Below are 12,295 nucleotides of genomic sequence, written 5' to 3' on the forward strand. Positions count from 1 at the left end.
GTTTCCACCATTAGGCACCAGAGGAGGCACACGACAGGACCCGTCGGATGGCGGGCCGTCAACAAGGTTACGGGAGTGGGTACTCCTGGAGCAAACCGGGGTGCCCTCAACACGTTCCCGCAGCCTGTGTGGTCCCCCACAACGTTGTCCCGCAACGCAAAACCGGGGCCGCCCGCAGGCGACCCCGGTCTCGCTTCCTCGCGTCAGTCCTCCTGGACCGGCGGTCCCGCGGGCCGCGACACGGCGCGGCGCCTGCGGGTGGTGGTGACCACCGGTGCGGGCATCTGGACCTCGGGCTGCTTGGGCACCTCGACCACGATCGGGGCGGGCACCTCGGCCGCCGGGGCACCGGCGGGGCGCTTGGCCGCGCGACGCCGCGGACGGGCCGCAGGGGGCTCCACCACGGCCACAGGGGCCGCGGCGACGGGCTCGGGCGCGGAGACCGGCTGCGGGGCCGCGGCGGGCTCCTGCTCGGGCTCGACGGCCGGAAGGGGCCGCTGGGCACCGATGCGACCGGTCACCACGGGCTGCTGAGCACCGATGCGACCCGTCACGACGGGCTGCTCCGGCTCGGCGGGCCGCTGGGCACCGATGCGATCCGTGGCGACGGGCTGCTCCGGCTCGGCGGGCTGCTGGGCACCGATGCGACCCGTGGCGACGGGCTGCTCGGCGACGGGCTCGACGAGCCCCTCGGCCGTCTCCTCGATCACCTCGGGCTCGGTGACCACGGGCTCGAGCTCGACGGGCGCCGGGTCCTCGGCGACCTCGTGCGGCACGTGACCGTTGAGCGCCTGCTCCTCGGCCACGACCGCGTCGACCACGGCCTGCGGCTCCTTGTCGCGGCCACGCCGGCGGCGGCGACGACGGCCGTGGGCCTCGTGCTCCTGGTCGGCGGCGACCACGTCCTCGGAGGTGTCCTCCGGCTCGCCGGGCTCGAAGACCTCGACGACCTCGGGCTCGGCAGGCGCCTCGACGGCCGCCTCGACGACCTCGGTCGTCTCGGCCGCCTGCTCGCCGCCGCCCTTGTTGCGGCGCGACTTGCGGCCACCGCTCTGCTGCGGCTGCTGCTGACCGCCACCGTTGCCACCACCGTGCGAGTGCATCGGCTCGGTGGACACGACGACGCCGCGGCCGCGGCAGTGCTCACAGGTCTGGCTGAACGCCTCGAGCAGGCCCGTGCCGACCCGCTTGCGGGTCATCTGGACGAGACCCAGCGAGGTGACCTCGGCGACCTGGTGACGCGTGCGGTCGCGGCCCAGGCACTCGGTCAGGCGGCGCAGGACCAGGTCGCGGTTCGACTCCAGGACCATGTCGATGAAGTCGATGACGATGATGCCGCCGATGTCGCGCAGCCGGAGCTGGCGGACGATCTCCTCCGCCGACTCCAGGTTGTTGCGCGTGACGGTCTCCTCGAGGTTGCCGCCCGACCCGGTGAACTTGCCGGTGTTGACGTCGATGACCGTCATCGCCTCGGTGCGGTCGATGATCAGGTAGCCACCCGACGGCAGCCAGACCTTGCGGTCCAGCGCCTTCATCAGCTGCTCGTCGATGCGGTACTCGACGAACGCGTCGTTGTTGCCGACGTGCTTCTTCAGGCGGTCCTGCAGGTCCGGCGCCACGTGGCGGACGTAGGAGTCGATGACGTCCCACGCCTCGTCGCCCTGGACGACGAGCTGGGCGAAGTCCTCGGTGAACAGGTCGCGGACGACCTTCACCAGCAGGTCCGGCTCTTCGTAGAGCAGCGTCGGCGCCTTGGTGGAGGTGCTCTCGGACTTCTCCTTGATGACCTTCCACTGGGCCTGCAGACGCGTGACGTCGCGGCCGAGCTCCTCCTCGGAGATGCCCTCCGAGGCGGTGCGGATGATCACACCGGCGTCCTCGGGGACGACGCGCTTGAGGATGTCCTTGAGGCGCTTGCGCTCGTTGTCCGGCAGCTTGCGGCTGATGCCCGTGGCACCGCCGCCCGGCACGTACACCAGGAAACGGCCGGGGAGGCTGATCTGCGTGGTGAGGCGGGCGCCCTTGTGGCCGACCGGGTCCTTGGTGACCTGGACGAGCACGGAGTCGCCGCTGCTCAGCGCCTGCTCGATCTTGCGGGACTTGCCCTCGAGACCGGCGGCGTCCCAGTCGACCTCACCGGCGTAGAGCACGGCGTTGCGGCCGCGGCCGATGTCGATGAACGCGGCTTCCATGCTCGGCAGCACGTTCTGCACGCGGCCGAGGTAGACGTTGCCCACGATCGAACCGGAGCCCGACGACGTGACGAAGTGCTCGACCAGCACGCCGTCCTCGAGCACGCCGATCTGGGTGCGGTCGCCGCGCTCGCGGACGACCATCGTGCGGGCCACGGCCTCGCGGCGGGCCAGGAACTCGGCCTCGGTCAGGACCGGGGCACGGCGGCGGCCGGCCTCGCGACCGTCGCGGCGGCGCTGGCGCTTGGCCTCCAGGCGCGTGGAGCCGCGGATGCTGCGCACCTCGCTCTGCGCGGCCTCGGAGTCGGCCTTGTCGTCGCGCGCGTCCCGCGTCTCGCGGACGTGCACGACCGTGTTCGGCGGGTCGTCCTCGGACGTCACGTCGTCTTCCGCGCCGGTCTTGCGGCGACGGCGACGGCGGCGACGGCGGGTCGAGCTCTCGTCGCCCTCGTCCTCGGCCTCGGCGGCGTCGTCGCTCTCGGCGCTGTCGGAGCCTTCCTCGGCCGCGGCCTCGTCGGTCTCCTCGCCGCCCTCGGCGTCGGTGCCCTTGCCGCGGCCACGGCCACGGCGGCCACGGCGGCGGCGACGGCGGCTGTCCGCCTCGTCGTCACCGTCGACCTCGGTGTCGGTCTCCGCCTCGGCCGCCTCGGCTGCGTCGAGCTCGTCCGCGGCGATCTCGCCGACGGACTTCTCCTCGACGACCGGCTCCTCCTCGACCACGAACGGCGACGGCGGCGCCTTGGGGCGCTCGATCGGCGTCGGCGGCAGGAAGACCGCGCTCGGCGCGGCGAAGATCGGCGCGAGCGCCGGTGCCTCGAACGCCGGGATCGCGGGCGCCTCGTAGTCCTCGGTGACCTCACCGGTGACCACGTCGTCCCAGTCGACGAGCGTCTCGGCGACCTTCAGCGCGACGTCGCGGCTGACGCTCGACTGCGCGCTCTTGGGGACCTCACCGAGGTCCGCCAGCGCCGTCATCACGTCCTTGCTGCTGACGTCCAGCAGTTTCGCCAGTGCGTGAACCCGCAGCTTGTCCGGCAGGTTCGCCAGTTCAGGGCGCGCGGCAACCACACCCTGCCCGCCGGTACCACCGGCGGGCTGTTCCTTGTTCGACATGCAGCTCCTCCACCCCCGGGCGCGTCCCGTGAGGACGCGGCCGCGCAGGGGCCTCTCTTGGTCTCTCTCCGCCGCTGCTCGCGGCGGGAATCCTTGCCTCGCGCGCAGCGGCGTGGCGCCTCACTGGACGCACGCTTGCGCAGGTCCCACGACGACGCCGCTGTCAGCGCCGCTCCTCCTGTGTGCTTCGCGGGCGGGGGCCGGACCAATCAGACACCGTCTGCGCTCGTCAGGACTCTCTGTCCTGTTGGAGCGGGTCCACCAGCCTGCCCTCGCCGTCGAGGCGTCCCTGCGCCATCCGGGTTGCTCTCGCAGGTACCGGCGGCACGAGATCGGCCACGACGCGAAGCGCATTCAGCACGTCGTCGGGTCGCACGGTAGGCGTTACCTGCCGTACAACCGTCATGAGTATCCCACACGGTCGTGACAAAGCGGTGTCATCGTGTCCGGCGTCGCTCGAACGTGGTTCGACCAGCGCCGACACGACGGCGGGCCGCACGTCGAGCATCTTCGTGCCGTTCTTGGTGAGCCGCTCGACCTCGACGGACTCGGCCGCGAGGAAGACGCTCACCGCCTTCGCCAGCTCATCGGGCTCGACGCCGTCGAGCTCGATCCTCCACTCGCTCGCGTCGATGCGCTCGGTGAGGTTGCCACCGCGCGCCTGGACGATGTCGACGACGTCGATGCCGGGCGGCAACGCCTCGTCGAGCGCTGCCCTGAGCGCCACCGGGTCGACCTGCTCGACCACCGAGACCTCGACGTACTCGGCCTCGCTGGCCACGCCGGTCGGCGCGGCGCCGACCCACGACACCTTCGGGTGAGGGCTGAACCCCTGGGAGTAGGCCATGGGTACGCCTGCCCTGCGCAGCGCGCGTTCGAACGTGCGAGCGATGTCGCGATGCGAAGTGAAACGCAACCTCCCCCGCTTGGTGTAGCGCAGGCGCAGTTTCTGCACCGCGGCGGCGGAGGGGTTGTTCGGCAGGTTGCGGCTCAGCGGTGCTCCCGAGTGGTGTTCCGACGGGTGAGCGGTCCCATCGGCGCAGGCTGTTCGTCCATGAGGACGGTACCGTGAACCTGATTCAGAACGTTCAGCTTGTCTAGATCGTTGCGCGTGGTTACGGTCCGGCTGACTGGACGCCCTGCCGACCTGGAGGTCCCTGGTGCCTCTGCCCCACCGCACACGAGCGGCGGCGATGACCGCGTTGCTCGTGGCCGGGTGCTTGGCGGCGTCGTTGCCCGCGGGCGCGGAACCAGATCCGGCGCCCGCCGCGCCGTCGTGCATCCAGCCTGGCCCACTGCTGCGCTACCTGGTGGTCTTTCCGCAGGCCACACCCGCTGAGAGCGCAAACTCCGAGATCACCGGGGCGTGTGGCCTGACCACCGTCTACTACCCGCAGATCTCGGTCGCGGTGGCCACCTCGCCCGACCCCCGTTTCCTCGACCGGATCGGCCCGCAGCGCGCCTACAGCGCCCAGGCCGAGGGCATCGCCAAGCGGTCGGTGAAGCGCAAGAAGGACGACACCGAGCTGTTCCGGCCCTCGGGCGTGCGCTCGGCCGAGCAGTGGGACATGAATCTCATCAACGCCCCGGCCGCGCACGAGATCACCACGGGCTCCAAGTCCGTCGTCGTGGGCGTTTTGGACTCCGGCGTCGATGCCCGCCACCCCGACCTGGTGGCCGCGCTGGCGCCCGAGCTGTCCGCGGGGTGCCTGACCGGCAAGCCCGACACGTCCCCGTCCGCGTGGACCCCGACGACCTCCCCCCACGGCACGCACGTCGCCGGCACCATCGCCGCCGCGGACGACGGCCGTGGCACCACGGGGGTCGCACCAGGGGTGCGCATCGCGTCCGTGAAGGTCGTGGACGACGAGGGCTTCATCTACCCCGAGTACGCCGTGTGCGGCTTCATGTGGGCCGCCGCACAGCAGATGACGATCACCAACAACAGCTACTTCATCGACCCGTACCTGTTCACATGCCAGGACGAGCCCGGTCAGCGCGTCGTCTACGAGGCCGTCCGCCGTGCCGTCGACTACGCGACCTCGCGCAACGTGCTGACGGTCGCCGCCGCCGGGAACGCCGCCGCCGACCTGTCCCGGCCGGGGCGTGACTCGATGTCACCGACGAACGGCGATGCGCAGACGCGGCCGGTCGACTCGACGTGCGTGGTGCTCCCGGCGCAGCTCAAGAACGTCGTGGGCGTGTCCGCGGTCGACTCGACCAAGACCAAGGCCGGGTACAGCTCCTACGGGCTGGGCGCGATCGACGTGACGGCGCCGGGTGGCGACTCGCGCACGCCGAACGGGTGTGTGCTGTCGACCGTGCCGTCCGGCTACGACTACTCGTGCGGCACCTCGATGGCGACTCCGCACGCGGCCGGGGTGGCGGCGCTCATCGCGTCGGTGCACCCCGAGACGGACGCGGTGTCGCTGGGACGCAAGCTGAACGCGCAGGCGCAGACGCTGGCCTGCCCCGCCGACTACGACCTGAACGGGACGGGTGTGCAGGACGCGTTCTGCACCGGGTACTCGGAGTACAACTCGTTCTACGGCCACGGCCTCGTGGACGCGCGCGCGGCCGTCACCAAGTAGCTCCCTGCCTGCGACGGCTCGGGCGGTGGTCCGATCCTCGTGCTGGACGACGGGGTTTCAGCGACGCCGGCAGCCGTCACGCGGTGACGTCGTAGGCCCTGAGCTGGACCATCAGCGGCAACCCGTTGTCATGGACCGCGCACCCGATCTGCACTGACCGTGCCGCGGTGTGCCAGCCCGCGACGTAGCCGTACGGGTACCACTCGTCGAGCTCGGCGACGGAGATCGCACCCGGCAGCCAGCCCTCCGCACGTTGCTCGAACAACTCGCGCAACGCGTCCATCCGCGGTCGGGCCAGTGCTTCCAGCTGCTCGTAGTCGTGGTGTTCCTCGTCGTCGAGGTCCAGTTCCCACAGCTCGAACGTGAGCTCCCAGACGATCGTGCCCTCGACCTCGTCGACGCTCGACGTGACGCCACCGAGGTCCAGGTGCTGCACGGCGCCGGCCAGGCCGGCCTTCGTCCAGTCCTCGTGGGACCGGACGAGGCCGAGCACCTGGTCGACGACGCCAGCGTCGCTCACGGCGTGAGCGTGGGGTTCTTCACCGGCGAGCCGACGCCGACCGGGGAGATCGGCAGCAGCTTGCGGCCCGTGGGACCGACCTCGATGTCCGTGCCCATCGCCGGGCAGACACCGCAGTCGAAACACGGGGTCCAGCGGCAGTCGTCCTGCTCGCGCTCGTCGAGCGCGTCCTGCCAGTCGGCCCAGAGCCATTCCTTGTCGAGGCCCGAGTCGAGGTGGTCCCAGGGCAGGACCTCCAGTTCCTCGCGCTCGCGGGTGGTGTACCAGGCGAGGTCGACGCCGAGCGGTTCCAGCTCCCGCGCCGCCATGGTGGTCCAACGGTCGTAGGAGAAGTGCTCGCTCCAGCCGTCGAACCGGCCGCCGTCGCGCCACACGGCCTCGATGACCTTGCCGATGCGCCGGTCACCCCGGCTGAGCAGGCCTTCGATCAGGCTCGGCTTGCCGTCGTGGTAGCGCATGCCGATGTTGCGGCCGAGGCTTCGGTCGCTGTTGACGGCTTCGCGCAGCTTGCGCAGGCGGTCGTCGACGACGTCCGGGTCGCACTGCGGGGCCCACTGGAACGGCGTGTGCGGCTTGGGCACGAAGCCGCCGATCGAGATGGTGCAGCGGACGTCGTTGCGGCCGCTCGCCTGCCGGCCCGCGCGGATGACGTTCTTCGCCATCTCCGCGATCTGCAGGACGTCCTCGTCCTCCTCGGTGGGGAGGCCGCACATGAAGTAGAGCTTCACCTGCCGCCAGCCGTTGGAGAACGCGGCCGACACCGTCCGGATGAGGTCCTCTTCGGACACCATCTTGTTGATGACGCGGCGCATCCGCTCGCTGCCGCCCTCGGGCGCGAAGGTCAGGCCCGAGCGCCTTCCGTTGCGGGACAGCTCGTTCGCGAGATCGATGTTGAACGCGTCGACGCGGGTGCTCGGCAGGCTCAGGCCCGTGTTCGTGCCCTCGTAGCGGTCCGCGAGCCCCTTGGTGATCTCGGCGATCTCGCTGTGGTCCGCACTGGACAGCGACAGCAGGCCGACCTCTTCGAAGCCGGTCGCCTCCAGGCCCTTCTGGACCATGGCGCCGATGCCCTCGATGGACCGCTCGCGCACCGGGCGGGTGATCATGCCCGCCTGGCAGAAGCGGCAGCCGCGCGTGCAGCCGCGGAAGATCTCGACGCTCATCCGCTCGTGGACGCTCTCGGCGAGCGGCACCAGCGGCTGCTTCGGGTACGGCCACGCGTCGAGGTCCATCGTGGTGCGCTTGAAGACTCGGTACGGGACGCGGTCGCGGTTCGGCACGACGCGCTGGATGCGGCCGTCCGGCAGGTACTCCACGTCGTAGAACCGCGGGATGTACACGCCGCCGGTCTCGGCGAGCCTCGTCAGCACCTCGTCGCGGCCGCCGGGAGAGCCCTCGGCCTTCCAGTTCTTGACGATCTCGGTGATCTCGAGGACGGCCTCTTCGCCGTCACCCAGCACCGCCGCGTCCACGAAGTCCGCGATCGGCTCGGGGTTGAACGCCGCGTGCCCACCGGCGACCACGATCGGGTCGGCCTCGGTGCGGTCCGCCGCGTGCAGCGGGATGCCGGCGAGGTCCAGCGCCGTCAGCATGTTCGTGTAGCCCAGCTCCGTCGCGAAGCTGATGCCCATCAGGTCGAACGCCTTCAGCGGGCGGTGCCCGTCGACCGTGAACTGCGGGACGTCGTGCTCGCGCATGAGCGCCTCGAGGTCCGGCCACACGGCGTACGTGCGCTCGGCGAGCACGTCCGGCAGCTCGTTGAGGATCTCGTAGAGGATCATGACGCCCTGGTTGGGCAGGCCGACCTCATACGCGTCGGGGTACATCAACGCCCAGCGCACGGACGCCTCGTCCCAGTCCTTGACGGTCGCGTTGAGCTCCCCGCCGACGTACTGCACCGGCTTGGAGATCCGCGGCAGCAGAGGCTCCAACCTGGGGAAAACAGACTCGACACTCACACGACCAGAGTAACGGCCCCCACAGGCGGCGGCCGAATCGCGGTTCAGTCCAGCAACAACTTGCCCAACCGCCGTGCCGCCACCACCGTTCCCGCGGCCGCGAGGACCGCGAAGTACGCGACGTGGCCGAGCATGCCCCAGCCGACAACGCCCAGCGTGAGACCCCTCATCAGCTCGATGGCGTGGTAGAGCGGCGTCCACGTGACCACCGCCTGCAGCCAGCCCGGGTAGACCGACAGCGGGTAGAACGTCGTCGAGAACAGGAACAGCGGCAGCACCGCGAGCTGCACGAGGTCGAAGTCCTGCCACGACCTCATGAACGTCGTCGCCGCCATGCCGACCGCCGCGAACGCGAACGCCACCAGCAGCGCCGCCGGCAACGCGAGCAGAGCCCACGGCGAGAAGATCAGCCCCATCCCGAGCATGACCGCGAGGAACCCGGCCGAGTACAGGCCACCCCGGAGCAGCGCCCAGGCGATCTCACCGATCGCGATGTCCATCGGCCCCATCGGCGTCGTGAGCATCGCGTCGTAGAGCTTCACGTACTTGAACTTGAAGAACACGTTGAACGTCGCGTCGTACACGGCCCCGTTCATCGCGCTCGCCGCCAGCAGCGCCGGCGCCACGAACGCCGCGTAGCTGATGGGCCGCCCGTCGGGCCCGGCCACCGCCGACACCATCTGCCCGAACCCGAGGCCCAGTGACCACAGGAACAGCAGAGGTTCGAACGCCCCTCCGACCAGCACGAACCAGGCACGCCGGTTCACCACGGCGGCCCGTTCGACGAGCATGCTCGCCTTGCCGCCGTAGAGCCCCGGCGGAATCACACGCCACAACAGCCCGACGCTGGCCGACTTCGCCTGACCGGCGCGATCGAGGGTCTGCGTCATGTCACACCGCCAGCCTTCGGTGGAAGAAACGAACCCCGAGCACGACGCCCACGCCGACCAACGCACCGAGGTACGCGATGTGGCCCAACGCTGGTAAGAGGTTCAACGTGCCGAACGTCAGGCCTCGCGCCAGTTCGATGCCGTGCCACGCCGGTGTCAGCCACACGACCGGCAGCAACCAGTCCGGCAGCTGGCTGACCGGGAAGAACGCACCGGTGAACAAGGTCATCGGCATGAGCACGAACCGGAAGATGTTGTTGAACGCCTCCGGCTTCTCCAAGGTCGCGCTGTAGGCGACCAGCGGTGCGCCGAAGGCGAGCCCCGCCAGTGCCGCGACCGGAATCGCGAGCAGGATGCCCGGCCCGGCCGCCGCGCCGAGTGCGAAGGCGATGCCCACGAACACCACGGCCCGCAGGAACAGCTGCGAGCCGATCCACATCATCTGCGAGTAGAGCACCTGCGCCGGCGTGATCGGCGTGGCCACCATCGCGATGAACGACTTCTGCCACATGAACTGCGACATGACCGGGAAGGTCGACTCGAACGTGGCGCCCTGCACGGCGGTGACCACGACCAACGCGGGCGCGAGGTACTGCAGGTACGGCACGCCGCCGATCAGCGCCGTCGACTGCACCTGCGACCCGAACCCCAGACCGAGCGCCACGAGGAACAGCACCGGCGTGAGGAAGCCCGACACCGCCGTCGCGCGCCAGTTGCGCCGGTACCACGTCCAGGTCTTCTCGAACGCGAACCAGGAAGCCCTCAGCGTCTGCATCAGTCCACCAACGTCCGGCCGGTGAGCCGCAGGAACACGTCCTCCAGCGAACTGCGCCGCACCAGGCTCTGCACCGGCTGCACCCCTTGCTCGTGGACTCTCTGGAGGGTCGCCTCCCCGTCCTGCGTGTAGAGCAGCAACCGGTCCGGCAGCACCTCGACCCGCTCGGCGAACCGCTCCAGGTCGGGCTTCTGCGCGCCGGGCCGGAACCGCAGCTCCAGCACCTCCCTGGTGGAGTACCGGCTGATCAGTTCACTGGGCGAGCCCTCGGCCGCGATCCGCCCGCCGTCCATCACCACGAGCCTGTCGCACAGCTGCTCGGCCTCGTCCATGTAGTGGGTGGTGATGATGAGCGTGACGCCGTCCTGCTTCAGCCGGAACAGCCTGTCCCACAACAGGTGCCGCGCCTGCGGGTCCAACCCGGTGGTCGGCTCGTCGAGCAGGAGCAGCTCCGGGTCGTTCACGAGGGACCGCGCGATCGTGAGCCGCCGCTTCATGCCACCGCTGAGCGGCTCGACCTCGTGGTCGGCCCGATCCACGAGCTGCGCGAACTCGAGCAGCTCCTCGGCCTTCTCGCGGCACCTCTGCCGCGACATACCGAAGTACCGCCCGTAGATCTGCAGGTTCTGCCGGACCGTCAGCTCCGTGTCCAGGTTGTCGAGCTGCGGAACCACCCCGAGCCGAGCCCGGATCTTGGGCCCCTCGGTCCCCGGATCCATGCCGAGCACCTTCAGCTCGCCACCGGTCCGCCCCGACACGCACGAGATCATCCGCATCGTCGACGACTTCCCGGCCCCGTTGGGCCCGAGGAACCCGAACGCCTCCCCCCGCCGCACCTCGACGTCGATGCCGCGCACGGCCTCGAACGACCCGAAGTGCTTGGTCAGAGCCTTGGCCTCAACGAGGTTGTCCACCCGCCCGACGTTAACGAACAGGTCTGACAATTCTCGACGCAATTACGATCAGGGCCATGCCCGAACTGCACTGGCTCTCGGAAGCCGACGACACCCTCCGCGCCGAGATCCACGCCGTCGTGCACGACGTGGTGGCGGCGGGCGGAGCCGTCGGCTACCACGAACCGCCGACCTACGACCGCATCTCGTCCTGGTTGGACACCGTGCTGAAGCAGGTGCGGGACGGCGACGCGGCCTTCTGCACGGCCGTCGTGGACGGTGTCGTGCGCGCGGTGGGCTTGTGGCGGCGCGGTTCCACGGCCGTGTTCCAGCACCGGGCCGAGGTGCAGCAGATCATGGCCCACCCGTCCGCCCGCGGGCTCGGCCTGGGCAAGCTCGTGGTCGAGGGTCTCGTCGAGAACGCCCGCGCGGCGGGCATCGAGATCGTCATGCTCGGTGTGCGGGGCAACAACCACGGAGCCATCGAACTGTACGAACGCATCGGGTTCCGGGAGTGCGGGCGGATGCCGAACGCGATCGCCGTGGGCACCGAGCGGTGGGACGACGTGTGGATGTACCTGCCGCTCGGCTACCCGGAGGGGACGACGTTGAACGGCGACAAGCCGGGCGGTCTGGGCAGCAGCCCTCGACGCGGCTGATCCCCGCAAGACATTGACGAGCGCCTGATCGAACGCGAAGCCGAAGGCGAGCCGTCCTTACCAAAGGCTCCGGGTGCGCCCCTCTACGCAACGCGCCTCCGCCCAACGCAACAGGCGTGCCATCTACCCGCGTGCGGCGTGGACCCGGCTTTGGATCAGATTGGCGGGGGGGGGGGGGGGGGGGGGCGGCCCCCCCCCCCCCCCCCCCCCCCCCCCCCCCAACCCCCCCCAACAACACCGGGGGCCGGCCGTAACCCCCGGCACGCCCCCCGACAGAACCCGAGAAACCTCAGAGGTTCGGGAACCAGATCTTGATCTCGCGCTCGGCGGACTCGGCCGAGTCGGAACCGTGCACCAGGTTGAACTGGACCTCGGTGCCGAAGTCGCCGCGGATGGTGCCGGGCGTGGCCTTCTCGACGGGGTCGGTCCCACCGGCGAGCTGGCGGAAGGCCGGCACCGCGCGGACACCCTCCACCACGAGCGCGACCAGCGGTCCGCCGGTGATGAAGTCGACGAGGTCGTTGTAGAACGACTTGCCGTCGTGCTCCGCGTAGTGCTGCTCGGCGGTGGCGCGGTCGGCGGTGCGCAGCTCCAGGGCGGCGAGCTTGAGGCCCTTGCGCTCGATGCGGGCGATCACCTCGCCAACGAGACCACGGGCAACGCCATCGGGCTTAACGAGAACCAGGGTGCGCTCGGACACGACG

General features: G+C 70.2%; 10 protein-coding genes. 2 read left to right on the top strand and 8 right to left on the bottom strand.

Translation table 11 applies throughout. The annotated features are described in order from the left end of the window. Positions 1–203 precede the first annotated feature (203 nt). Together ORI60_RS14330 and ORI60_RS14335 are read right to left on the bottom strand one after the other, a co-directional pair. Positions 204–3,305, bottom strand: a complete 3,102-nt coding sequence (locus ORI60_RS14330; RefSeq protein WP_266037687.1) for a translation initiation factor IF-2 N-terminal domain-containing protein — start codon at positions 3,303–3,305, stop codon at positions 204–206. 229 nt (positions 3,306–3,534) lie between these two features. Continuing rightward, positions 3,535–4,260: a TIGR03936 family radical SAM-associated protein gene (locus ORI60_RS14335; RefSeq protein ID WP_266037689.1), complete on the bottom strand. Its 726-nt coding sequence runs from the start codon at positions 4,258–4,260 to the stop codon at positions 3,535–3,537. Between the two features lie 205 nt (positions 4,261–4,465). Between ORI60_RS14335 and ORI60_RS14340 the strand changes: the two genes are divergently transcribed. Next, positions 4,466–5,896 carry a S8 family peptidase gene (locus ORI60_RS14340; RefSeq protein ID WP_266037690.1) on the top strand — a complete coding sequence of 477 codons (1,431 nt, stop codon included), beginning with the start codon at positions 4,466–4,468 and terminating at the stop codon, positions 5,894–5,896. Positions 5,897–5,972: 76 nt separating this feature from the next. Here ORI60_RS14340 and ORI60_RS14345 read toward each other — a convergent pair whose 3' ends face one another. From ORI60_RS14345 to ORI60_RS14365, 5 genes are read right to left on the bottom strand one after another with little or no spacing between them, the layout of a single operon-like run. After that, positions 5,973–6,416: a hypothetical protein gene (locus tag ORI60_RS14345; RefSeq protein WP_266037691.1), complete on the bottom strand. Its 444-nt coding sequence runs from the start codon at positions 6,414–6,416 to the stop codon at positions 5,973–5,975. Next, a complete protein-coding gene (locus ORI60_RS14350; protein WP_266037692.1) occupies positions 6,413–8,374 on the bottom strand; it encodes a TIGR03960 family B12-binding radical SAM protein in 1,962 nt (653 codons plus the stop codon). Before ORI60_RS14350 ends, ORI60_RS14345 begins: the two co-directional genes overlap by 4 nt. A gap of 44 nt (positions 8,375–8,418) precedes the next feature. Then, positions 8,419–9,264 carry an ABC transporter permease gene (locus ORI60_RS14355; protein ID WP_266037694.1) on the bottom strand — a complete coding sequence of 282 codons (846 nt, stop codon included), beginning with the start codon at positions 9,262–9,264 and terminating at the stop codon, positions 8,419–8,421. A gap of 1 nt (position 9,265) precedes the next feature. After that, complete coding sequence (locus ORI60_RS14360) at positions 9,266–10,039, bottom strand: ABC transporter permease (RefSeq protein WP_266037695.1); 774 nt, start codon at positions 10,037–10,039, stop codon at positions 9,266–9,268. Continuing rightward, positions 10,039–10,953 (bottom strand): ABC transporter ATP-binding protein, encoded by a 915-nt coding sequence (locus ORI60_RS14365; RefSeq protein WP_266037696.1) that lies wholly within the window; start codon positions 10,951–10,953, stop codon positions 10,039–10,041. Before ORI60_RS14365 ends, ORI60_RS14360 begins: the two co-directional genes overlap by 1 nt. Positions 10,954–11,009: 56 nt before the next feature. Between ORI60_RS14365 and ORI60_RS14370 the strand changes: the two genes are divergently transcribed. Next, the gene (locus ORI60_RS14370) at positions 11,010–11,591 is read left to right on the top strand and encodes a GNAT family N-acetyltransferase (RefSeq protein ID WP_266037697.1); all 582 of its coding nucleotides are present in this window, start codon (positions 11,010–11,012) and stop codon (positions 11,589–11,591) included. A gap of 289 nt (positions 11,592–11,880) precedes the next feature. Here ORI60_RS14370 and ndk read toward each other — a convergent pair whose 3' ends face one another. Beyond that, positions 11,881–12,291, bottom strand: coding sequence for a nucleoside-diphosphate kinase (ndk, locus tag ORI60_RS14375; protein WP_266037698.1), 411 nt, complete (start codon positions 12,289–12,291; stop codon positions 11,881–11,883). Positions 12,292–12,295: the final 4 nt, after the last annotated feature.

It is taken from the genome of Lentzea sp. NEAU-D7 (assembly GCF_026242055.1).
Taxonomy (GTDB): Bacteria; Actinomycetota; Actinomycetes; order Mycobacteriales; family Pseudonocardiaceae; genus Lentzea.